Source organism: Rhizobium vallis, from assembly GCF_003985155.1.
Taxonomy (GTDB): Bacteria; Pseudomonadota; Alphaproteobacteria; order Rhizobiales; family Rhizobiaceae; genus Rhizobium; species Rhizobium vallis.
Genome location: NZ_ML133694.1, coordinates 111,890 through 135,070, shown reverse-complemented (window position 1 = coordinate 135,070; position 23,181 = coordinate 111,890). Strand labels below are relative to the sequence as shown.

Genomic DNA, 23,181 nt, shown 5'->3' with positions numbered 1-23,181 from the left:
TGAAGTTTTCATGGATTCCGGAACCGCCGCCAATTGGCATTTGCTATTTTTCGCCGCTGCCCTCTATAACCAATTTCATAGCGTTACGATTTTTCCGATGTGCATTGCGTGCCGGCCTTCCTTTCCAGAATTGGACGCCGGGAAAGATCACGGGGGCAAAGGCCTTCGTTCAAAGCAGCAAGACAAGAATAGCATCACTTCATCTTAGGGTTCGTCGGCGGTCGATCGGCCGTCGAGATTGGAGGGACCGGTATGACCTACGTGCTTCGACGGATATTGGTGCTTGGCTGTTTCGCTACCTTCATGCCTCTGGCCGCGATGGCGCAGGGCGCACCGTCGGCCCCTCCTCCCGTCACAGTCGCAAAGCCAGTCGTGCGCGATGTCATCGACAATGACGAATTCATCGGTCGCTTCCAGCCCGTCGACGAAGTTTCGGTCCGCTCGCGCGTCGGCGGCTACCTCCAGGAAATCCATTTCGAGGACGGCGCGCTGGTGAAACAGGGCGACCTGCTCTTCGTCATCGATCAGCGGCCGTTCGTTACCGCGCTCAATCAGGCAAAGGCCGCGCTCGAATCGGCGCAATCCACCCTGGTCTTTGCCGATGCGCAGTATAAGCGCACGCAATCGCTCATTTCGAGCGGCAGCCAGTCGGCCCAGACGCTGGACGACCGCCGCCGCGAGTTCGACTCCGCCGAGGCCAATGTCCGCGGCGCGCAGGCCGCAGCCGATCGCGCTGCTCTCGACATGGAATATACCGAGATCAAGGCGCCGCTCAGCGGCCGTATCGACCGCCATCTGCTCTCGACCGGCAACCTCGTGCAGGCCGATCAAACCGTGCTCACCACGATCGTTTCGCTCGACCCGATCGATTTTTATTTCGACGTCGACGAACGCCGCCTGCTGAATTTTGCCGATACCGCCCGCAAGCAGGGCAAGGATCTTCAGCTCGGCGGCGGCGGCGTGGATGTCTCCGTCACGATCTCGGATGCCACCGCCAAGCCCTTCACGGGAAAACTCGATTTCGCCGAGAACCGGGTCGACAATGAGAGCGGCACAATCCGCCTCCGCGCCCGCGTACCAAATCCTGATCTCATCCTTCAGCCGGGCCTCTTCGGCCGCGTCCAGGTGGCGGCCTCCAACACCTACAAGGCCATTCTCGTTCCGGATGAGGCGATCGGCTCGGACCAGAACGAACGTGTCGTCTATGTCGTTAACGCCGAAGGCAAAGTTACGACCAAGCCCGTGCGGCCGGGGCCGCGCCTCTATGGCTATCGCGTCATACGCGAAGGCCTCGACGGCACCGAGACAATCATCGTGAATGGCCTGATACGCGCCCGGCCGGGTTCGAAGATCACGCCGCAGATGAGCGAACTGCCGCAGGAGCGGCAGGACACGCCGCCCGAATCCGCAAACGCGGAGAGCGGACAATGAGATTTGCACATTTCTTCGTCGACCGGCCGATCTTTGCGGCCGTCATCTCGATTCTCTTTCTGGTTGTCGGCGGCATTGCCTATACGCAATTGCCGGTCTCCCAGTATCCGGAGATCGCCCCGCCGACCATCGTCGTGCGCACCTCCTATCCGGGCGCCGACCCGCAGACCATCGCCGACACCGTTTCGACCCCGCTCGAACAGCAGATCAACGGTGTGGAAGACATGCTTTACATGTCTTCCTATTCCAGCGCCGACGGCGCCATGTCGCTGACGATCACCTTCAAGCTCGGCACCGATCTCGACAAGGTCCAGGTGCTCGTTCAGAACCGCGTTTCCATTGCGCTTCCTCGTCTTCCCGAGGAAGTCCAGCGGCTCGGCGTCACCACCGACAAAAGTTCGCCCGATCTGATGATGGTGGTGCACCTGCTCTCGCCGTCGCATCGTTATGACCAGCTTTACGTCTCGAACTATGCCCGCAACCGCATTCGCGACGTGCTCGTGCGCCTCGATGGTGTCGGCGACGTACAGATCTTCGGCGAACGCCAATATTCGATGCGCATCTGGCTGGATCCGGAAAAGCTCTCCGCCTACGGCATGACGTCGGACGACGTCGTCTCAGCCCTGAGGGACCAGAACGTCCAGGTATCGGGCGGCAAGATTGGCGCGCCGCCGGTAACGGGCAAGAACGCGTTCGAATATACGGTGCGAACGGAGGGACGCTTCTCCGACGTCCGCGAATTCCGGTACGTCATCGTCAAATCGACGGGAGCGGGCCGGCTCGTGCAGCTGCAGGATGTCGCCCGCATCGAACTCGGCGCGCAGGATTACGTCACCAATAGTTATCTCAACAACGACCCCGCCGTTGCGCTCGGTATTTTCGCCCGGCCGGGAACCAATGCGCTGGATACGGCTCACCAGGTCCAGACCCTCATGAAGGACGTTTCGCAGAATTTTCCGGAGGGTCTGGAATATCGCATCGTCTACGACACGACCGAATTCATCTCGGATTCGATCAACGAGGTCTATAGAACCATCGCCGAAGCGGCGCTCCTGGTGGCGATCGTCGTTCTCGTCTTCCTGCAATCCTGGCGCACCGCGATCATACCGATCGTCGCCATACCCGTTTCGCTGATCGGTACCTTCGCCATCCTGCTGGCCTTCGGCTTCTCGCTCAACATGCTGACGCTCTTCGGCCTCGTGCTCGCCATCGGCATCGTCGTCGACGACGCGATCGTCGTGGTGGAAAACGTCGAGCGCAATCTGGCGCGCGGCATGACGCCGAAACAGGCTTCCCACGTCACCATGGACGAAGTCGGAACCGCCGTCATCGCCATCTCGCTGGTGCTGATCGCGGTGTTCGTGCCGACGGCCTTCATTCCCGGCATATCAGGTCAGTTCTACAGGCAGTTCGCGGTCACCATCTCGGTCACGACAGCGATATCGGCTTTGAACTCCCTGACCCTTTCGCCGGCGCTCGCAGGCATATTGCTGAAAACCCACGATCACGAAACACGGCGCAAGAGCATCGCGTCACGGCTCGGAACAGGCCTTGCAAACGGCTTCAATCGCGGCTTCGACCGGATGAGCTCCGGCTATTCGTGGATCGTCCGGCATCTGGTCAGCAGCTGGGTAGGTCTGACCTGCTCGATGCTCGCCTTCGCCTGCCTGCTCGGAGCCACCTGGTACATGGGCACCAGAGTTCCCGCGGGCTTCATCCCGACCATGGACCAGGGCTACGCGATCATCGTCGTGCAGCTCCCCGACGGCGCCTCGCTTGCCCGTACCGATGCCGTCGTCAAACAGGTCGGCGACATCGCCCGCACCGTGCCCGGGGTCGGCAACGCCGTGCAATTTGCCGGCTTCAGCGGGGCGACGTTTACCAACGCCTCGAATGCGGGCGTCGTCTTCGTGCCCTTCAAATCCTTCGCCGAACGTGAAGAAGGCGGTGAGAACGCAAACAAGATCATCGGCGAACTCTTCGGCAAGCTGCAGAGCATCCAGGAAGCCTTCATCATTGCCATCCCGCCGCCATCCGTGCGCGGCGTCGGCAATTCCGGCGGCTTCAAGATGCAGATTTCCGACCTTGAAAACGCCGATATGACACGCGTGCTGGGTCTCGCCCGGCAGATGATGGGTGCCGCGGCAACGACCGAAGGGCTCACCGGTGTCTTCACGACGTTTTCGGATGCAAGCCCGCAATACTTCCTTGCGATCGACCGCGACAAGGCGCGTTTCCTGAATGTGCCGATCCCCAACATCTTCAACGCGCTTTCCATCAATCTCGGCGTCTCCTACGTCAACGACTTCAATGCGTTCGGCCGTGTCTATCAGGTTCGCGCCCAGGCCGACCGGCAATACCGCATGGACAGGGAAGATATCCTCGCGCTGAAGGTTCGATCGGCAACCGGCGCGCTGGTCCCTCTCGGAACCCTGATGGACATCCAGGATTCCAGCGGCCCGGCGCTGGTCCAGCGCTACAACATGTACGTCTCGGTGCCGCTCCAGGGCAATCCGACGCCTGGCACCTCAACGGGCGACGCCATCAAGAAGATGGAAGCGCTGGCTGCCAAGATCCTGCCGCAGGGAACGACCTTCGAATGGACGGAACTTGCCTATCAGGAGACTCATACCGGCAACACGGCCATCTACATCTTCGCCCTGTCTGTCATTTTCGTCTTCCTGGCGCTCGCGGCGCAATATGAAAGCTGGGTTCTGCCGCTCGCGATCATTCTCATCGTGCCGCTGGCCGTGCTCGCGGCGCTGATCGGCGTCTCGCTGAGGGGAATGGACAACAACGTCCTGACGCAGATCGGCCTCATCGTACTGATCGGCCTTGCGGCCAAGAACGCCATTCTGATCGTCGAGTTCGCAAGACAAGCGGAAGAGGAAGGCAAGACGCCAGTGGAAGCGGCGATCGAAGCCAGCCATCTTCGCCTGCGCCCGATCCTGATGACGGCATTCGCCTTCATCTTCGGCGTTCTGCCGCTTGCCATCGCCACCGGCCCCGGCGCCGAAATGCGCCAGTCGCTCGGCACCGCGGTTTTCTCCGGCATGCTCGGTGTGACGCTCTTCGGCTTGTTCCTGACGCCGGTCTTCTACGTCGTGCTGCGCGGCTGGCGCCGCAGCCGGCCGGTTGAAAAGCCGGTCGAGACGATCCCGACCGAGAGGGAAACAGTGTAAGGCAGCAAAGTCAGGTGGAGAACAGGTGCACCTGGCCCTGCCAGAAGCGGGCGACGGTGAGTTTGCCGCTGCGATAGGCGCGGGTATCGAGATTGAGCCGCCTCGAACGGATGTCGGGCTCGTCGTTCGGGGTGTGACCGTGGACGACGAGTTTCGGCAAAGGCACCTTGCTTTCGAGAAAACGATGGCGGATGAAAACCAGATCCTCATCCGTCTGCGCGGCGACCGGCAGAGCCGGATCTATGCCGGCATGCACGAATAACACGTTCGGCGTGTCCAGCATGATCGGCATCGCCCGCATGAAATCGAGATGCGTCCGCGGCAGCGACTGGCGGATGAAGGCGTCGAGCTGCACGCCGGAGGGGAAGACCAGCGGCAGATGATCCGGATCGAGACCATAGGATTTGAGCAGCTCCGCCGACCCCATGCGCATCCAGTCGTCATAGGAGACCCAGCCATCGACATAGTCGAGCATGGTGTTTTCGTGATTGCCGGCAAGGCAGATGCGATCGAATCCATCAGGCAGCGACTCCATGAGATGGGCGATCACCTGCGCCGATTCCGGGCCGCGGTCGATATAGTCGCCGAGCATCACGATCAGCTTGCGCCCGGGCAGCTGTGCGCCGTCGCGCAGGATCGCCTTCTCGGCTTTCACAAGCAGGTCGTAACGGCCGTGAATGTCGCCGATCGCATAGGTCGGGATCTCGGCAATATCGAGCGTCAGACGCGGCCTCGGCTGGCGTGCCATTTTCCAAACCTCGCTGTGGCGAGCAAGCGTATCGCTCATCATGTCTCTCGATCGAAGAACCCCAACTAACCGTAAGTAGAGCGCGGGGCAAGGCCATCAAGCTGGTAGGAAAATTCAAGACATGCGCAGTTTGGAGAAAAACCGACCTTATCATTCAAGCGCCGATCCCTCACTCCTGTATGCGTCGAGGAAAGAGTGACCGATGGGAACGGTATCGCAGTTTCATGTCAGCCTGAGGCCTCCCGCGCACCGCATCGAAAGCGAAGAGGAGGCGATATCCACGTCCCGCGACCTCTCCGCCACATTCCGGCGGCAAGCGAGCGAACGCGATATCAACCGTATCCTGCCCCATGCCGAGCTGGACGCACTGTCGGCATCGGGGCTGACGGCAATCTCCATTCCACCGGACTATGAAGGGCTCGACGTGTCGAACGCCCTGCTCGCCGAAATCGTTGCGATCATCGCCGAGGGTGACGCGTCGGTCGGCGAGGCGCTGGAGAACCACTTTTGCGTGCTGGAGACGCTCCGCACGCAAGCCGCCGAGGATCTGAAGGCATCGCTGTTTGCCCGCGTCCTGCAGGGCGACCGATTCGCGGCCGCCACCTTCATCGACGGCACCGATCTGGCCGCCGAAGGTCCGGGCTACCGGCTGAGCGGCCGCACGCGCCAGACGCCCGGCATTCTCTTTGCCGACTGGATCGCCGCTGCCGCCACCGCTCCGCCCAGCCGACCGGTGACGCTCTATATGGCTCGCGGCGACGAAAGCGTGCAGGTGGTCGACGATTGGGACGGTTTCGGCCAGCGGACGAACGGATCGGCGACGGCGATCGTCAGTCAGTTCCATGTCAATGCCGATGCGATTGCGCCGGCCCCCTCCTCCAAATATCCGACCGGCGTCTCGCTCGGCCTGCTGCTCAAGGCTGCCGTCAGCCTTGGCATCGCGCGGGCGGCATGGACCGATCTGATCGCCGCGATCGGCGACCGCACCGCCGTCCTGCCCCGGATCGGCGAACGCGCCGTCCGCATCGAAACGGCGGCGGCAGCCTTGGAACGGGCCGGCCGCAAACTCGACATCGCTCAGGTCAACCCCGCGGCGGCCGCGATGGCGGACGCGCATTTCTCCGCTTCGGCGGCAGCGATCCTTGCCGGGGAAACGGCGCTCGGCACCGCAAATGCGCTGTTTGAGCTTGTTGGGGAAACATCGGCCGGCATCGGGCTCAATCTCGACCGCCATTGGCGCAATGCCCGCATCCACGCGCTGTCGCTGCCGCGGGATCAGCTGATGCATGCTGCTGGCGAATATGTGTCGAAGCCGGGCGCGGCCTGAAGCAACGTCAGCCGCAAGGTGTAGTGGTTTTTCGGCTGGAATGACGTGGAAGCAGGAGAACTCAGCTGGCGGCAGAGATCGGCAATTCTTCCTTCTCGCCGTCGATGGCGCCGCCGTCGGCGACGAACTGCTCGAGGGTCATATTGTCGAGAATGGCGGCGATCGCGTCCCGAACATCGGTCATCGAGCGCCGCACCTGACAGGTTTCCGGATCGGCGCAGTCGTCGCAGGCCTCGTAGGCCGTCCGGCTGGCGCAGCGGATCGGCGCCAGGGGGCCGTCCAGCGTGCGGATGACATGGCCGATGCGGATTTCGGAGGCCGGCCGCGACAGGGAATATCCGCCGCCCGGTCCCTTCTTCGAGCGCAAGATGCCGACGTTGCGCAGTTCGAGCAGGATCGTATCGAGGAACTTCTTCGGGATATTGTTGCGAGCCGCGACGTCATTGATGAAGGCGGTTTCGCCCGGCGCAAGCCGCGCCAGATCGACCAGCGCCTTCAGCCCGTATTTTCCCTTTTTCGTCAGCATCGTCGTCGCCTTGTGGAATCGCAGTATTGATCCTGCCCAATAGCAGGCAAATAGCGTCAAAAGCGTGAACATACAACAAAATAGCTATTATTTATAGCTTATATTGGCAACCAATCCCAGTCAGATCGTTTTCAGCATGCCGCCATCGACGAAATAGGTCGAGCCGATGCAATAACTCGCCCGCTCCGAGCTCAGGAAAACGAAGACGTTCGCCAATTCCTCCGGCGTGCCGAAACGCTTGGAGGCGGCGTGCTCGTTGGCGACGGCTTGCAGATAGCCTTCCCAGTTCCCACCGGTTTCGGCCGTCAGCTGCTTGGCGGTCTTGATCCAGTCGGGCGTCAGGATCAGGCCGGCATTGACGCAGTTGACGCGGATATTGTCCTGGATCAGCTCGGTCGAGAGCGTCTTCGAAAACATCATCAGCGCCGACTTGCTGACATTGTAGATCGGCTCGTACCAGAGCGGCTGGACGGCGCAGATCGAGGCATTGTGCAGGATCACCCCGCCGCCGCGTCTCTTCATCTGCGGCGCAATGCCCCGCGCCAGCCGCACCGCGGCCATCACATGCAGATCCCAATAGGCCTGCCATTTCTCGTCGGGCGCCTCCATGACTGTCTCGTTCGACCCGGTGCCGGCATTGTTGATGAGGATATCGGCGCCGCCTTTTTCGGCTGCCGCCGCAATGATCGCTTCGGTTCCCGCAGCCGTCGCCACGTCGGCAACGACGGCGGCGGCGTTGACGCCGTATTTCTCGGCAATGCGGGCGGCTTCCGCCTCCAGCCGTTCGCCGCCGCGTGCCGCCAGCACCAGATCGGTGCCCTCAGCCGCCAGCCCCTCGGCGATCGCAAGCCCGATGCCGACCGACGCACCTGTTATGACGGCGATCTTTCCCTTCAATCCCAGATCCATATCTTCCTCCTGAAGCAGCCGGTGATCCCGGTCCGATGTGCCGAGTGTTTCGCCAATGAATCCGGGCGTCAAGCATAAGAACGCCTCTTGCGGCAGGCTTCGATCTGTCGCAGCCTGCGCCACCCATGGAGGAGTTTTCATGCGACGTTATTCCGCCTGCATCGAGTGGCTGTTTGCCGAAGAGGGCGACAGCTTTGCCGATCGCATCCGCCGCGCCCATGCCGGCGGCCTGACGGCCATCGAATTCTGGCGCTGGACCGACAAGGATCTGGACGCGATCGAGGCGGCGCTGAAGGAAACCGGCCTTGTTGTCACCAGCCTCGTCGCCGAACCGATGATCGCGCTGACCGGCTCCGCCAACCGGCAGGCCTGGCTTGCAGGCCTTGCCGAATCCGTTGCCGTCGCCAGACGCCTCGGCGCACCCGTGCTGATCGCCCAGGCCGGAGACGATCTCCCGGGCTTGAGCCGCAAAGAGCAGCGCCGGGCGCTCACCGAAACGCTGAAATCGGGCGCCGATATCCTTCAAGGCAGCGGTGTCCGCCTTGGCGTCGAACCGCTCAATACCCGCATCGACCATATCGGCTATTTCCTCGACTCGACCCGCGAAGGCCTCGACATCGTAGACGACGTCGCCCGCCCCGAGATCGGCATCGTCTACGACATCTACCATTCCGCCGTGATGGACGAACGCACCGAGGAGGTGCTGGAACGCCGTCTCGACCGTGTTTTCCACGTCCATGTGGCCGATCACCCCGGTCGCAACGAGCCCGGCTCCGGCGCCATCGACCTTGCCCACCGCCTCAACTGGATCTTCGCCAACGGCTATGACGGCGCCGTCGGCCTCGAATACCGGCCGACTAGGCCCAGTGCCGAGGCCGTCAGGGCCGCGATCGCCTCGCTCGGCGGCTAAACTGAACCGGCGCCTTCGGCAAAGGCTTCAAGCTCGGGGTCGAACTCGACGTCGACGACATTGTTGAAGACGGCGGTCGCCAGCATGATGCCGGCAAAGGCGACGAGATCGACGAGCACCTTGGTCTCGTAGCGCTCTTTCAATCTCGTCCAGAGTTCGCCCGGAACGGCATTGGAATCGGCGACGATCGCTCTGCCGAAGGCCGCAAGCAGCGCTTCCTCCTCGGAAAGCTCCAGCGCGTCGGGATTGAAACCCTTGTTGATCAGCGCCAGGCGAAAGAAGGTGATGGCGATCTTCGATTTCGCCGCCTTCGAGATCGCATGCGAGAAGATCCATATCTCCCGGTCGCTGATCGCAGGGTCGAGTTCAGCCCGCAGCGTAAACCATTCGGCATAGATGCGGTGGGCGACCGGCGAATGTAACAGCGTCCGCTTCATGTTGGTCATGCGTCCGCGCAGCCTGATTTCCTCGTCATGCGCGGCACGAACCTCTTCAGAAGCCGTGTCGTAGTCGATCTGCGGAAGGTGGCTCATCGGTTCTGCTCTTCCTTTTGGCACTGGGGCTATCGGGCGCCGGGATGGTGTGCGGATGCCTAGCGGCAAATCCGCTTGGCCGCCGCGCCGCTCCCGCCTAGACTGACCAAATCCGAGATGGAGGCAAGGCATGAGCGACGACCACGAGCATCATCACGTCGACTGGCGCGAACATGGCGTCAAGGTCATTCCCGGCAATTCGCTCGATCCGAATACCGCGCAGACGCCGGGCATGAACCGCGCCACCGCGATCAACAACGCGCGTGCCGGCGCCGAAAAGATCTGGGCCGGCACGGTAACGATCCATGCCAATGCCAAGACCGGCGCTCATCATCACGGCGATCTCGAAAGCATCATCTACGTGGTCAAGGGCAAGGCCCGCATGCGCTGGGGCGAGCATCTGGAATATACCGCCGAGGCCGGCCCCGGCGATTTCATCTACGTCCCGCCCTTCGTGCCGCACCAAGAGATCAACGCCAGCCGTGACGAGACGCTGGAATGCGTGCTCGTCCGCTCAGGCCAGGAACCCGTCGTCGTCAATCTCGATATCGAGCCGGTCGAAAAGCCGGAAGACGTTCCGTGGATCGATCCGATCCATCGCTGATATCGGGTTCTCACACGGAAACGGCTGCGGTGCTCAAGCGTGAACGGCGCCGACGCCGCTCATGGCGGTGTTCTCGATGATCCGGCCGGTATCGGCGGCATAGAGGTGGATCGCGTGGTGATCGATCGCGATGCCGATCGGATCGCCCGATTTCACCGTCACGGCCTCGGTCAGCGCCACGGCAAAAGGCAGTCCGTCGAAATCGGCGTGAACGACGCGGCTCGCGCCAAGCTCTTCGATGAAATCGGCCGTCGCCACCAAGGCGCCGGGCGCATCCGGCGCCACCAGCCGGGCGGCTTCGGCGCGCATGCCGAGCACGACACGTTTGCCCTTCAGCGGCGCGGCGCGTTCGCGCGGCAGCGGGATCTTACGGCTCTGATCGTAGACGAAGACGCCTTCGTCGTTGATCGTGCCTTCCAGAAGGTTCATTGCCGGCGTGCCGACGAAACCGGCGACGAAGCGCGAGACGGGATGATGATAGACCTCTTCCGGCGTGCCGACCTGCTCGACCCTGCCGCCGTTCATCACCACCAGCCGGTCGGCCAGCGTCATCGCCTCGGTCTGGTCGTGCGTGACGAAGATCGAGGTGGCGCCGAGGCGGCGGTGCAGGCGGCGGATTTCGGCGCGCATGGCGATGCGCAGCTTGGCGTCGAGGTTCGACAGCGGCTCGTCGAAGAGGAACACCTTCGGCTCGCGGATCATCGCGCGGCCCATGGCGACACGCTGGCGCTGACCGCCGGAAAGGGCGGCCGGCCGGCGTTCGAGGAACGGCTCGAGGCTGAGCGCCTTGGCGACCTCGCTGATGCGCCGGGTGCGCTCTGCCTTCGCAACGCCGGCCACCTTCAAGGCGTAGCCGATATTTTCGGCGACCGTCATGTGCGGGTAAAGCGCGTAGTTCTGGAATACCATGGCGCAGCCACGCTCGCGCGGCTCCAGCTGGTTGACGACGCGCCCATCGATGGCGATTTCGCCACCGCTGATTTCCTCGAGGCCAGCGATCATGCGCAGCAGCGTGGACTTGCCGCAGCCGGACGGGCCGAGGATGACGATAAATTCGCCGGACTGGATTTCGAGATCGACGCCGTGAACGACGGGATTCTTGCCGTAGCTCTTTTTCACATCGCGGATTGAGATCGGTGCCAAAGGACTACTCCTTCACTTCTCGGTGGAGATAAGGCCGCGCACGAACCAGCGCTGCATCAGAATGACGAGCACCAGTGGCGGCAACATGATGATGAGGGTTCCGGCCATGGCGACGTTCCAGTCGGGCAGGCCGAATTCGGACGGGATGAGGGTCTTGAGCTGCGTCACCGCAATGCCGAATTTCGGATCGGTGGTGATCAGCAGCGGCCAGAGATACTGGTTCCAGGCCCAGACGAACATGATGGTGAACAGCGCGATCATGTTCGGACGCGAAAGCGGCAGCAGAATGTCCCAGAAGAACCGGACAGCGCCTGACCCGTCCATCTTCGAGGCCTCGGCAAGCTCGTCGGGAACCGTCAGGTAGAACTGCCGGTAAAGGAAGGTGCCGGTGGCGGTGGCGACCAGTGGCAGAACGAGACCGGGATAGGAATTCAAGAGCCCCCATTCGAGCTTGACCTGGATGCCAGTGAGCTGCTGGACGATCCAGCTTATTCCGGTGAAGTCGAGGATCGTCTGGAACGGCTGCAGCGCATTGGCCGCGATCGAGTAGGTCGGCACGATGCGAACCTCCAGCGGCAGCATCAGCGTGATGAAGATGATCCAGAAAATCACATACCGGCCGCGGAAGCGGAAGTAGACGATCGAGAAGGCGGCCATCGAGGAAAGGATGACCTTGCCGGCGCCGACCGCCGTCGCGAAGATGATGCTGTGGAACAGCTTGTTGCCGAGATCGGCGCGAACCCAGGCGGTCTGGATGTTTTCCCAGAAATGCGAGCCTGGGGTGAGCGGCAGCGGCACGCGATTGACCGTCTCGAGATCGAGGGTCGACGCGATGATGACGATGACGAAAGGCAGAAGCGCGATCACCATGCCGAGCGCCAGAAGCGTATAGCAGATGAAGTTGAATATCGGCGTGCGTTCGATCATGTCCGCAACCTCACTTGTAATGCACGCGCCGCTCGATGAAGCGGAACTGGAAGATGGTGAGCAGGATGACGAGCAGCATCAGGATAATGGACTGCGCGGCGGCGCCCGAATAGTCGAGCCCTCTGAAGCCGTCGAAATAGATCTTGTAGACCATGAGTTCCGTGGCGCGGGCCGGACCGCCTTGCGTCATGACGTCGACGATGCCGAAGGAATCCTGGAAGCTTTCTGTGATGTTGATGACGAGCAGGAAAAACAGCGTGGGCGTCAGCAGCGGCAGCTGAATATCCCAGATGCGGCGCATCGGCCCGGAGCCATCCATGGCGGCCGCTTCGATCAGCGAGCGCGGAATGCCCTGCAGAGCCGAGAGGAAAAAGATGAAGTTATAGCCGATATATTTCCAGGAAAAGGCGATGATAACGGCGATCATCGCGTCCTTGCCGTCGAGCGCAGGGTTCCAGAGGCCGGGCCAGGCGTGGTTGATGACCGAGAGAAGGCCGGCCTCCGGCGCCAGGATGAAGCGGAAAGCGAGGCCGAGAGCGGGAGCGGCAATCGCGTAAGGCCAGATGAAGACCGACCGGTAGATTTTATGGCCGCGCAGTTCACGATCCGTCAGAAGCGCCAGGATCAGCGCCAGTCCCATGGCGATGGCCGTCGAACTGAAGCCGAAAATCATGCTGCGGGTGACCGACTCCCAATAGATCGGATCGCCGAGCAGCTGTTTGAAATTGTCGAAACCGACCCAGGCATTCCCGCCACCCCACGGCTGCTCGAGCGTGAATGCCCAATACAGCGCCTGCGCGCTCGGCCAATAGAAGAAGACGAAGATCAGCAGCAGCATCGGAAACGCGAAGAGCAATCCGATCGTCGTCGAGGAGAAAGTGACGCGCTTTTCCATGAGTGGTCGTTTTCGTCCGGATTTCATTTGGGCGCGGTCGGCGAGTTCGCCTCCGCAGCCGGTATGGAGTGTACAAAGAGACACCCGGCTCGCGCAATGCGGGCCGGGTGCGGCTCATGTCAGTCGATCAGGGGAGCTGAACGTTCTTGTAGGTCTGCTGGAAGCGGCGCAACAGCTGGTTGCCGCGTTCGGCAGCGCCATCGAGCGAAGCCTGGACATCAGCGTTGTTGATGAAGATTGCCTGCAGGCTGTTGGCGATTTCGGTGCGGACCTGCAGCAGGCCGCCGAGGCGGATGCCGTGCGGAGCGGTGTCGTCAGCAGGCGAAGCGGTCAGGCTCTGAATGGCAAGTTCGCGGCCGGCATAAGGGGCCTTGTCGTAGAAACCCTGCTTCTTCAGATATTCGAAGCCGGAGTTACGAACCGGGATATAGCCGGTGACGGTCGACCAGGTCAGGGCTTCTTCCGGCTTTGCGACGAAATTGAAGAAGGCAGCCGCAGCCTTGTATTCGGCGTCGGTGTGACCCTTCAGGACCCAGAGCGAAGCGCCGCCGACGAAGGAGCTGTGACGGGTTGCATTGCCGTAGGTCGGGAGCATGGAAACGCCCCAGTTCATGCCCTGCTTGGCGGTACGGCCGATGTTGCCGTGGTCGCCGACCGAGGTCAGGATGACCTGGCAATCGCCGGCAGCGAAAGCTTCGACGAAGGTCTGGCCGACGGCCTTGTTCTTGATGACGGCGAGCTTGTTGTCGTACCAGGACTTGAGGTCCTTGACGTAGCTGACGAGAAGCGGGTTCTTGTTGAACACCAGCTCGGCGTCGAGGCCTTCGAAGCCGTTCTTCTTCGTCGCAATCGCTTCGCCGTTTACGGCTTCAAACTGCTCGATGTACTGCCAGACTTCGTTGTTGGAGATGTCGAAGCCGAGCGGGCAGGCATAACCTGCGTCCTTCAGAGCCTTGAAGTCTTCACCGGCTTCCTGCCAGGTGGTCGGAGCATGGTCCTTGCCGATCTTGGCGAAGGCATCCTTGTTCCAGTAGAAGAGAGCGGTCGACGAGTTGAAGGGGAAGGAATACATCTCGCCCTTGGACGTCGCATAATAGTTTGCGATGCCGGAGAAGTAATCTTTCCAGTCGACGTTATAGCCCGTGTCAGTCATCAGCTTGTTTGCCGGGTAGTAAGCGCCGGAGAGCATGATGTCGAGCGTGCCGGCGTCGGAAACCTGGGCGATGGTCGGCTGCTTGCCGGCGCGGAAGGCTGCAATCGTGTTCTGCAGGGAAGCATCGTAGCTGCCCTGGCTGGTGCAGACGACTTCATAATCCGACTGCGACTGGTTGAAGCGATCGCACTGTTCCTGGACACGCTTTGCAATGTCACCGGAGTTGCCGAACCAGAAGTCAATCTTGGTCTTATCGGCGGCAGCAGCGGGACCGGCAAGAAACGCTGTGGCGAGAAGGGCGCCAACGGCGCCGAGAAGCTTGGCTTGCATGAGAACCTCGAACGTAAAATGGACGCGCACTTTCAGCGCACGCCCTATTAGCTGGTTCAAATTGCCGCGGCCAATGAATATTACATGACATGAAATGTTCGAATGCTAGTCGTCACAAAACTGACATGCAATCGTTATTCCCCGCGCCATGAGAAATATTCGAAGAAGCTTTGCGAGCCCTTCAAATATACTTCCATCCCTATGGACCCCCAGCCAAAGAAACGCAGCTTCAGAAAATACATAATATTTACTTATATTGCAACAGAGTGCCTTTATTGGCGCGCGCATCGCGACGAAACTTGCGAAAACATTCCTATTTTTGCCGTTGCACTGCTGTGCAACGCCCGGTTTCAGCCCAAAATCAGAGGGAATCCTTCAAAATCGCTGCAAACCGCGGGTCGAATGCGCGGCTGATCGGTCCGGCGGCGGCGCCGAGCGCCACCGACCAGGGATCGGCCATGCCGGGCTGCAGGCGCGGCAGCGTCCGGCCGCGCCGTTCGGCGATCGAAGGCAGCAGCGGGCCAATCGCCGCAATCAACCTCTCCACCAGCGCCTCCGGCGCGCTGCCGCAGAGGATCACCGTCTGCGGATCGAAGACCGTTTCGATGAGATGGATGCTCCAGCGCAGGTCCGCCGCCGCCGCCTCGATCCAGGCTTGGATGCCTCGGTCGTTCCTGGAGAGAAGGTCGTCGATGCGGGCATGGAGAGCGGGATCCGCAGGATCGAGCGACAGATGCTGATAGAGCGAAGCGAGCGAGGCGCGATGTTCGAGCGGCGTCGATTTACCGTCGGCAAACAATAGTGCCATGCCGATCTCACCGGCATTGCCGTTGGCGCCGCCGTAGAGTTCTCCGTTCAGAATGAGACCCGCGCCGATGCCATAACCGACGAAAAGACAGACGGCGTGATCGAGACCATGGGCGGCGCCGACCATACGCTCGGCGGTCGCGGCCGCCGCTGCGTCATTCTGCAAGCCGACATCGAGCCCGGTGCCGGCGGCCAGCGTTTCCAATAGTGGAAATTGCTGCCAGGCCGCCATCATCCACGGATCGTCGCCACTGCCATCGACGCCGAAAGGCCCGGGCATGGCGACGCCAAGACCGACGAGCCGTTTTTCCGACTGCCGGACGACCCCGGCAAGCTTAGAACGCACGCCGGCGACGAGATCAAGGATGACCTTCGTCCCAGTCGACGGACCCCCAGGCGGCAGGCCGGCCTCCTCACGCACGAGAACGCTGCCGACGAGGTCGACGGCAACCGCCCTGGTCACATGCCGGTCGATCTGCAAGCCGATCGCAAAGGCGCCTTCGGGCACCAGGCCGTAGGGTGTCGAGGGCTGGCCCCTGCCCTTCCTTACCGCTTCCTGCGGACCGACGAGACCGTCGTGCTCGAGTTCCACGATGATATTCGACACCGTCTGCTTGGTCAGCCACGTCGCTCGCGCCAGATCAGCACGTGAAAGCGCACCGTTGATCCTCAGGGCATCGATCATCACGCGCCGGTTATGCGCGCTGGTGCCTTCATGATTGGTGCCGCTCTTGGCCCGGATCGGGCGACTGTCATTCATATGCAATTGCCTCTTGACTCCATTAAAATGTTGAAGAACTATTAAGTCAATACATTTGACTTAATAAGGGACCGGAGAGTCCCAGGGAACGCAGGAAGCCGGCGAGGCCTCCGACGACGCTCCGAGATGATGGACCGGCACGTTTTCAACGCGTGCCTTCTCGAACACCGATGGCGGCGACGTCCGCCCTCGGCCAGGCGTAAATGTCAAAAACTGGAGGCTGCAATGCTGAAATCTTTTAATAAGACGCTTCTGGGTGCGGCCTTGATCGGCGCATCCCTTGCACCGCATGCTTTCGCCGAAACGACCCTGAACGCGCTTTTCATGGCGCAGGCCGCCTACAGCGAGGCCGATGTGCGCGCCATGACCGACGCCTTCGCCAAGGCGAACCCGGACATCAAGGTCAATCTCGAATTCGTCCCCTATGAGGGCCTGCACGACAAGACCGTGCTGGCGCAAGGTTCCGGCGGCGGATATGACGTCGTCCTCTTCGACGTCATCTGGCCGGCCGAATACGCCACCAACAAGGTGCTGGTCGACGTCTCCTCGCGCGTCACCGACGACATGAAGAAGGGCGTGCTGCCGGGCGCCTGGACCACCGTCCAGTATGACGGCAAATATTACGGCATGCCGTGGATCCTCGACACAAAATACCTGTTCTACAACAAGGAAATCCTCGAAAAGGCCGGCATCAAAACCCCGCCGAAGACCTGGGACGAACTGACCGAACAGGCAAAGGCGATCAAGGACAAAGGCCTGCTCGCCACGCCGATCGCCTGGAGCTGGTCGCAGGCCGAAGCCGCGATCTGCGACTACACCACCCTCGTCAGTGCCTATGGCGGCGATTTCCTCAAGGACGGCAAGCCGGCCTTCCAGGCCGGCGGCGGCCTCGATGCGCTGAAATACATGGTCTCCAGCTATACGTCAGGGCTGACGAACCCGAACTCCAAGGAATTCCTGGAAGAGGACGTCCGCAAGGTCTTCGAAAACGGCGATGCCGCTTTCGCTTTGAATTGGACCTACATGTACAACATGGCCAACGACCCGAAGGACAGCAAGGTCGCCGGCAAGGTTGGCGTCGTGCCGGCACCGGGCGTTGCTGGCAAGAGCCAGGCTTCGGCCGTCAACGGCTCGATGGGCCTCGGCATCACCTCCGCCAGCAAGCATCCCGACGAGGCCTGGAAATACATCGCCTTCATGACCTCGCAGGCGACGCAGAATGCTTACGCCAAGCTCAGCCTGCCGATCTGGGCCTCCTCCTACGAGGACCCTGCCGTCACCAAGGGCCAGGAAGAACTGATCTCGGCCGCCAAGGTCGGCTTGGCCGCCATGTATCCGCGCCCGACGACGCCGAAATATCAGGAGCTTTCGACCGCCCTGCAGCAGGCGATCCAGGAATCGCTGCTCGGCCAGTCCTCTCCCGAGGACGCGCTGAAGTCGGCCGCCGAAAACAGCGGCCTCTGAGCCCGGATTGAAACCCCGGGCGGCCCCTGCCGCCCGGTCCCAAACCCATGAATGAAGAAGGGGCGCCTCGATGTCGGGCACTTGGCTGACAACCCGCGCGTGGCTTTTGATGCTGCCGCTTCTCGTGGTGATGATCTCGGTGATCGGCTGGCCGCTGATCGATACAGTCGGCCTCTCGTTCACCGATGCCAAGCTGGTCGGCACCGAGGGCAATTTCGTCGGCATCGACAATTATGTGAAGATGATCTCCGGCTCGAATTTCCAGCGCACACTCATCACCACCACATGGTTTGCGATCGTCTCGGTCGCCGCCGAAATGGTGATCGGCGTGCTGGCCGCCCTCCTGCTGAACCAGCAATTTCGCGGCCGCACCGCCCTTCGCGCCCTGATGATCCTGCCCTGGGCGCTGCCGACCGTCGTCAACGCCACGCTCTGGCGGCTGATCTACAATCCGGAATACGGCGCATTGAACGCCGCGCTGACGCAGCTCGGCCTGCTCGACGCTTACCGCTCCTGGCTCGGCGAACCGGGCACGGCGCTGGCCGCCCTGATCGTCGCCGACTGCTGGAAGAATTTCCCGCTGGTGGCGCTGATCGCGCTCGCAGCCCTCCAGGCCGTGCCGCGCGACATCACCGCCGCCTCGCTGGTCGACGGTGCAGGCGCTTTCGCCCGCTTCCGCTTCGTCATCCTGCCCTATCTCGCCGGCCCGCTGATGGTGGCGCTGGTGCTGCGCACCATCGAAGCCTTCAAGGTGTTCGACATCATCTGGGTCATGACCCGCGGCGGGCCGGCCAACAGCACCCGTACGCTCTCGATCCTCGTCTATCAGGAAGCCTTCTCCTTTCAGCGAGCGGGCTCGGGCGCATCGCTCGCCTTGATCGTCACGCTGCTGGTGACGCTGCTTGCGGCCGGCTACGCGGCGCTCGTGCGCAAGACCGCCGGGAGTGCCACCTGATGGAACGTCAAAGCCCATTCTTTTCGGTCTTTATCCACCTTTGCGCTTTGTTGCTCGCCGCCGTCATCCTGGCGCCGATCCTGTGGCTGTTCATCATGAGCATTTCGCCAGCCGCGGACCTTGCGGCAAAGCCGTTGCGCTGGTGGCCGCAGGCGGTCGATTTCTCGCGATACCAGGTGCTGCTTTCGACGCTCGAAAACAGCGCCGGCGCCGCCTTCACCTCCTCGTTGCGCAACAGTATCGAAGTGGCGGGCATGGCGACGATCGCCGCCATCGCACTCGCCATTCCGGCCGGCTGGGCCGTGTCGCGCACGCCTTCTGTCGGCTGGTCGCTGTCGATGGTGATCGCAACCTATATGTTGCCGCCAGTGGCGCTCGCCGTGCCGCTCTACATGGGCCTCTCCCATTTCGGCATGCTGAACAACGTCTTCGGCCTTGCCCTCGTCTATCTCACCATTCTCGCGCCCTTCACCACTTGGCTGATGAAGTCGGGCTTCGATTCCATCCCGCGCGAGATCGAATCCGCCGCGATGATCGATGGCGCCGGCCTGTTCCAGACGCTCAGGATCGTCACGCTGCCGCTCGCAGCCCCCGTGGTCGCGACGTCGAGCCTCTTTGCATTCCTGCTTGCCTGGGATGAATTCTTCTATGCGCTTCTCTTCACGTCAGACCAGCGCGCCAAGACGCTGACCGTCGCCATCGCCGATCTCGCTGGCGGCCGCGTCTCCGACTACGGACTGATCGCCACGGCAGGCGTGCTCGCCGCCCTGCCCCCGGTGCTGATCGGTCTCGTCATGCAACGCGCCCTGATTTCGGGGCTCACCAGCGGCGGCGTCAAGGGATGAACATGACCACAGACAGAAACCGGCCCGCCGGACTTGCGGCGATCGACCGCGAAATGGCCCGTCAGCACGCCGATGCGATCGCCTCCTATGAAACGGCCGCGCCGATGGCAGCCAGAGCCGCCGCCTCGCTAGAGAAGACTGGCCGGCTCCTCCTCATCGGTATGGGCGGTTCGCATGCCGTCAACCGTGCCGTCGAACCGCTCTACCGAGCGCTCGGGATCGACGCCATCGCTCTGCCGCTCTCAGAGCAACTCGGCCAGCCGTTGCCGGTGGCAGGCAGAACGATCTTCGTCACCTCGCAATCCGGCGAGAGCGCGGAGGTCCTGCGCTGGTTCAACGAGACCGGCGGCACTGAGGATACCTTCGGCCTGACACTCGAAGCCAGCTCCTTCCTCGCAAGTACTGCTCCATCCTTGGTCGGCGCCGGCGGCACGGAGCTCGCCTTTGCCGCCACCCGCAGCCTGACGGTGACCTTCGCCCTGCATCTGGCAATCCTTTCCGCCCTCGGCGAAGATCCCGCCACCGCACTTACCGTCCTCAAGAACCCCGAGAACCAGGACATCACAGCCGCGCTCACCGCACTGGAAAACGTCGCGACCGTCGTCACCTCTAGCCGCCGCCTGCAGGGTGTCGCCGAGGCATTGGCGCTCGGGTTGACGGAGCTGTCGCGCCGCCCCTGCTTTTCCCTTGAAGGCGGCCAGCTCCGCCACGGTCCGATGGAGATGCTGGGGCCGGAGATCGGCGTCGTGCTGTTCCGCGGCCTCGACGAGACGGCCGGCCTCGTCACCGTTATGGCAACCTCCGCCGTCGAGACCGGCGCTCCCGTCGTCCTGTTCGACGCATCCGGGCAGGCACCGGTCGCCGGCGCGGTGACGATCCCCTTCGCCCCGGCAACGGGGCTTGCAGCAATCTTCGCCATGCTGCCGGTCGCCCAGCGGCTGATGATCGCTTTTGCCGAAACCCGCGTGGAGGATGCCGGGACGCCTGTTCGATCCACCAAGATTACCCGGAGCGAATGAATGCGGCCGCTTGCAGTCATCGGCAACGTCAATGTCGACCTCATCCTCGGACCGGCCGCCCCCTGGCCGAAAGCCGGCACCGAAATCATCGTCGATCATGACGAACTGAGGGTCGGCGGCGCCGCCGGCAACAGCGCGCTCGCCTGGCAGGCACTCGGCGTCGAATTCGAAATCGCCGCCAATATCGGCAGCGACCAGTTCGGCCGCTGGCTGGCCGAAGCCTTCGGCCGCCGCTCCGAGAAATGGCCTGTTCGCCCTGAGAGAACGACACTCTCCGTCGGCATCACCCATCCGGACGGCGAACGCACCTTCTTCACGACGAAAGGCCACCTGCCGCGCTTCAGCCTCGCGGACGTCTTCGCCGTCATCGATGGCGAGAGGCTCCGCGACGGTTACGCGCTTCTCTGCGGCTCCTTCCTGACCGACGATCTGACGCAGGCGTACGACGCTTTCTTCGACTGGGCCGCGCGCCATGACATTACCGTCGCGCTCGACACTGGCTGGCCCCTCGACGGCTGGACGGATGAAAACTGCGCCGCGACACGCACCTGGCTCTCCCGCAGCGGCATCGCGCTGCTGAACGAAGTTGAATCGACGACGCTTGCCGGCATCGCCGATCCGATCGAAGCCGCCCATGAAATCAGGTCGCATATGCCGGAGGGCGCGATCGTCGTCGTCAAGCGCGGCCCGGACGGCGCCGTGGCGATCGGGCCGGACGGCCTGCTGGTTTCTGTGGCTGCACCCGCCGTCAAGGTCGTCGACACGATCGGCGCCGGCGATGTCTTCAACGCCGCCTTCCTTGCCGCACTCGCAGGCGGCGAGCCGCTGGTATCTTGCCTGACATCGGGAACCGAGGTCGCCTCGCGCACCATCTCCACCCTTCCCCGCAGTTACGGCCCGTCATCTCCTGAGGAGACCGTGCGATGAGCGCTCTCGAAATCCAGAACATCCGCAAGACCTATGGCGAGGTCGAGACGTTGAAGGGCATCGACATCTCGCTGGAAAGCGGCGAATTCCTTGTGTTGCTCGGCTCCTCCGGCTGCGGCAAGTCCACGCTGCTAAACATCATCGCCGGCCTTGCCGAGGCAACGAGCGGCGATGTCAGGATCGGCGGACGCTCGGTGCTTGGCGTGCATCCGAAAGACCGTGACATCGCCATGGTCTTTCAATCCTACGCGCTCTATCCCAATCTAACGGTACATCGGAATATCGGCTTCGGCCTGGAAATGCGTAAAGTTCCGGCGCCGGAGCGCGACAAGGCCGTGCGTGACGCCGCCAAACTCCTGCAGATCGAAAACCTCCTCGACCGCAAGCCGAGCCAGCTCTCCGGCGGCCAGCGCCAGCGCGTCGCGATCGGACGCGCGCTGGTGCGCAAGCCCGAGGTGTTCCTCTTCGATGAGCCGCTCTCCAATCTCGACGCCAAGCTGCGCATGGAGATGCGCACCGAGATCAAGCGGCTGCACCAGATGCTGAAGACCACCGTTGTCTACGTCACCCACGACCAGATCGAGGCGATGACGCTCGCAAGCCGCATCGCCGTCATGCGCGACGGCCGCATCGAGCAGCTCGGCACGCCGGAGGAGATCTACAATCATCCGGCAACGCTCTACGTCGCGACCTTCGTCGGCGCGCCGCCGATGAACCTGCTGAAGACGACGGTGCGCGATGGCCGGCTGGCGCTTTCAGGGTCCGACATCAGCCTGCCCCTGCCCCCCCGTTTCCGCGAGGCGGCCGGCAATGGCCGCGACCTCATCCTCGGCATCCGCCCCGAGACGCTTCGCCCAGACGGCAAGGGCGCATCGATCGAGGCAACCCTGGAGGTCGCCGAACTCACAGGCCCGGAACTCGTCGTCACCGCCCTTGCCGGACACCAGCGCCTGATGGCCTGCCTGCCGCCACGCACGCCAATCGGCGACGGTGAGAAACTCACCCTTTTCTTCGACGAGGAGGCGATGCACCTCTTCGACCCGGTGACCGGTCTCAGCTGCTGCCGCTAACGCGACAGGATCGTCACACGATCGAGCGCCGTTGCAAAGCCCTGCAGGGAAATGCTGAAGGTCGCGGGGTTTCCGCCGTCGGCCGCGGTCTTGACCTTGAGGGCGGTGGCCGTACGAAGCGTCCTCACCATGTCCTTGTCGAAGTTGACGGCGACAACGCACCCCGCCGGAAGGCAGGTCCTGAAAGGCAGTGCCAGGCTCGCCGCGCCGCTATCGATCGCAACTGCAACACCCTGATCGAGCGCCAGCCCGAATGGCAACATCAGGATGCCCGAGACCGCATTGCCTGCTGCCGCCTGGAGTTCGATGCCGAGCGCGCGCCGGCCGTTCTGCACCTGGTTCTGCAGAAAGGCACAATGCTTACCCACCCCCTGCTGGACGCAGACCACGCGCCAGTCCTTATAGGTTTCGTCGATCGAGGATGCGCCGCCCGGCAGTGGCGATGGCGGTTGGGCCTCCTGGCCGTTTTGGGCGGCCTCCAGCCGCTGCGGCGCCGGATCGTTGATCCGTGGGCTCTTTTCGGCGCCCCGCTCGGCAGCCGATACGGCGACCGGCTCACCGTAGAATACGCTGCCCGTTGCCGATGCCGCTGCCGTCATCATGGCGAGGCTGATGAAACCAAGTCGTCCGCGCATGCCGCAGCTCCCTTCATTCACTTCTTTAAGACACTCTTTCGAGCTTGTCTCAACGGAACAGGCACAGTTGGGCTCATCCGG

Annotated in this window: 21 protein-coding genes; 11 read left to right on the top strand and 10 right to left on the bottom strand. The window is 62.4% G+C overall.

Annotation, left to right across the window (positions count from 1 at the left end; genetic code table 11):
• Positions 1-252 precede the first annotated feature (252 nt).
• Positions 253-1,431, top strand: coding sequence for an efflux RND transporter periplasmic adaptor subunit (locus EFQ99_RS23480; protein ID WP_126923616.1), 1,179 nt, complete (start codon positions 253-255; stop codon positions 1,429-1,431).
• The gene (locus EFQ99_RS23475; protein ID WP_126923615.1) at positions 1,428-4,613 is read left to right on the top strand and encodes an efflux RND transporter permease subunit; all 3,186 of its coding nucleotides are present in this window, start codon (positions 1,428-1,430) and stop codon (positions 4,611-4,613) included. The genes EFQ99_RS23480 and EFQ99_RS23475 overlap by 4 nt, the downstream gene beginning before the upstream one ends.
• A 10-nt stretch (positions 4,614-4,623) precedes the next feature.
• On the opposite strand, the gene EFQ99_RS23470 is transcribed toward EFQ99_RS23475, so the two are convergent.
• On the bottom strand, positions 4,624-5,400 hold the full coding sequence (locus EFQ99_RS23470) for a metallophosphoesterase family protein (protein ID WP_208722810.1): 777 nt from the start codon (positions 5,398-5,400) through the stop codon (positions 4,624-4,626).
• A gap of 163 nt (positions 5,401-5,563) precedes the next feature.
• Here EFQ99_RS23470 and EFQ99_RS23465 point away from each other — a divergent pair, with 163 nt between their 5' ends.
• On the top strand, positions 5,564-6,688 hold the full coding sequence (locus EFQ99_RS23465) for an acyl-CoA dehydrogenase family protein (RefSeq protein ID WP_126923613.1): 1,125 nt from the start codon (positions 5,564-5,566) through the stop codon (positions 6,686-6,688).
• A 61-nt stretch (positions 6,689-6,749) separates the two neighbouring features.
• Here EFQ99_RS23465 and EFQ99_RS23460 read toward each other — a convergent pair whose 3' ends face one another.
• Both EFQ99_RS23460 and EFQ99_RS23455 read right to left on the bottom strand, forming a co-directional pair.
• Positions 6,750-7,214, bottom strand: a complete 465-nt coding sequence (locus EFQ99_RS23460) for an RrF2 family transcriptional regulator (protein ID WP_126923612.1) — start codon at positions 7,212-7,214, stop codon at positions 6,750-6,752.
• A gap of 120 nt (positions 7,215-7,334) precedes the next feature.
• Positions 7,335-8,123, bottom strand: a complete 789-nt coding sequence (locus EFQ99_RS23455; RefSeq protein ID WP_126923611.1) for an SDR family NAD(P)-dependent oxidoreductase — start codon at positions 8,121-8,123, stop codon at positions 7,335-7,337.
• 139 nt (positions 8,124-8,262) lie between these two features.
• On the opposite strand from EFQ99_RS23455, the gene EFQ99_RS23450 reads away from it, so the two are divergent.
• Positions 8,263-9,033: a TIM barrel protein gene (locus tag EFQ99_RS23450; protein WP_126923610.1), complete on the top strand. Its 771-nt coding sequence runs from the start codon at positions 8,263-8,265 to the stop codon at positions 9,031-9,033.
• Here EFQ99_RS23450 and EFQ99_RS23445 read toward each other — a convergent pair.
• On the bottom strand, positions 9,030-9,566 hold the full coding sequence (locus EFQ99_RS23445; protein ID WP_126923609.1) for a carboxymuconolactone decarboxylase family protein: 537 nt from the start codon (positions 9,564-9,566) through the stop codon (positions 9,030-9,032). The genes EFQ99_RS23450 and EFQ99_RS23445 overlap by 4 nt on opposite strands.
• 130 nt (positions 9,567-9,696) lie before the next feature.
• Here EFQ99_RS23445 and EFQ99_RS23440 point away from each other — a divergent pair, with 130 nt between their 5' ends.
• The gene (locus EFQ99_RS23440) at positions 9,697-10,170 is read left to right on the top strand and encodes a cupin domain-containing protein (protein WP_125845168.1); all 474 of its coding nucleotides are present in this window, start codon (positions 9,697-9,699) and stop codon (positions 10,168-10,170) included.
• A 33-nt stretch (positions 10,171-10,203) separates the two neighbouring features.
• Here the strand turns inward: EFQ99_RS23440 and EFQ99_RS23435 are convergent, their stop codons facing one another.
• From EFQ99_RS23435 to EFQ99_RS23415, 5 genes are all read right to left on the bottom strand, one after another.
• The gene (locus EFQ99_RS23435; protein ID WP_126923608.1) at positions 10,204-11,313 is read right to left on the bottom strand and encodes a sn-glycerol-3-phosphate import ATP-binding protein UgpC; all 1,110 of its coding nucleotides are present in this window, start codon (positions 11,311-11,313) and stop codon (positions 10,204-10,206) included.
• A gap of 12 nt (positions 11,314-11,325) precedes the next feature.
• The gene (locus EFQ99_RS23430; RefSeq protein WP_126923607.1) at positions 11,326-12,240 is read right to left on the bottom strand and encodes an ABC transporter permease subunit; all 915 of its coding nucleotides are present in this window, start codon (positions 12,238-12,240) and stop codon (positions 11,326-11,328) included.
• 10 nt (positions 12,241-12,250) lie between these two features.
• Positions 12,251-13,135 carry a carbohydrate ABC transporter permease gene (locus tag EFQ99_RS23425; RefSeq protein WP_126923606.1) on the bottom strand — a complete coding sequence of 295 codons (885 nt, stop codon included), beginning with the start codon at positions 13,133-13,135 and terminating at the stop codon, positions 12,251-12,253.
• A 127-nt stretch (positions 13,136-13,262) separates the two neighbouring features.
• Positions 13,263-14,618 (bottom strand): extracellular solute-binding protein, encoded by a 1,356-nt coding sequence (locus tag EFQ99_RS23420; protein ID WP_126923605.1) that lies wholly within the window; start codon positions 14,616-14,618, stop codon positions 13,263-13,265.
• Positions 14,619-14,979: 361 nt separating this feature from the next.
• Positions 14,980-16,185, bottom strand: coding sequence for an ROK family transcriptional regulator (locus tag EFQ99_RS23415; protein WP_126923604.1), 1,206 nt, complete (start codon positions 16,183-16,185; stop codon positions 14,980-14,982).
• A gap of 225 nt (positions 16,186-16,410) precedes the next feature.
• Here EFQ99_RS23415 and EFQ99_RS23410 point away from each other — a divergent pair, with 225 nt between their 5' ends.
• The 6 genes from EFQ99_RS23410 to EFQ99_RS23385 all read left to right on the top strand — a co-directional run bounded on the left by EFQ99_RS23410 (position 16,411) and on the right by EFQ99_RS23385 (position 22,465).
• Complete coding sequence (locus EFQ99_RS23410) at positions 16,411-17,649, top strand: extracellular solute-binding protein (protein ID WP_126923603.1); 1,239 nt, start codon at positions 16,411-16,413, stop codon at positions 17,647-17,649.
• 70 nt (positions 17,650-17,719) lie between these two features.
• Positions 17,720-18,604: a carbohydrate ABC transporter permease gene (locus EFQ99_RS23405; protein WP_126923602.1), complete on the top strand. Its 885-nt coding sequence runs from the start codon at positions 17,720-17,722 to the stop codon at positions 18,602-18,604.
• Entirely contained in the window at positions 18,604-19,449 is an 846-nt protein-coding gene (locus EFQ99_RS23400) for a carbohydrate ABC transporter permease (RefSeq protein WP_126923601.1), read from the top strand. The genes EFQ99_RS23405 and EFQ99_RS23400 overlap by 1 nt, the downstream gene beginning before the upstream one ends.
• A complete protein-coding gene (locus EFQ99_RS23395; RefSeq protein WP_126923600.1) occupies positions 19,446-20,468 on the top strand; it encodes an SIS domain-containing protein in 1,023 nt (340 codons plus the stop codon). The genes EFQ99_RS23400 and EFQ99_RS23395 overlap by 4 nt, the downstream gene beginning before the upstream one ends.
• Positions 20,469-21,395 carry a PfkB family carbohydrate kinase gene (locus EFQ99_RS23390; RefSeq protein ID WP_126923599.1) on the top strand — a complete coding sequence of 309 codons (927 nt, stop codon included), beginning with the start codon at positions 20,469-20,471 and terminating at the stop codon, positions 21,393-21,395.
• Positions 21,392-22,465 carry an ABC transporter ATP-binding protein gene (locus EFQ99_RS23385; RefSeq protein ID WP_126923598.1) on the top strand — a complete coding sequence of 358 codons (1,074 nt, stop codon included), beginning with the start codon at positions 21,392-21,394 and terminating at the stop codon, positions 22,463-22,465. Before EFQ99_RS23390 ends, EFQ99_RS23385 begins: the two co-directional genes overlap by 4 nt.
• On the opposite strand, the gene EFQ99_RS23380 is transcribed toward EFQ99_RS23385, so the two are convergent.
• Complete coding sequence (locus EFQ99_RS23380; RefSeq protein WP_164736429.1) at positions 22,462-23,100, bottom strand: invasion associated locus B family protein; 639 nt, start codon at positions 23,098-23,100, stop codon at positions 22,462-22,464. The genes EFQ99_RS23385 and EFQ99_RS23380 overlap by 4 nt on opposite strands.
• Positions 23,101-23,181 lie beyond the last annotated feature (81 nt).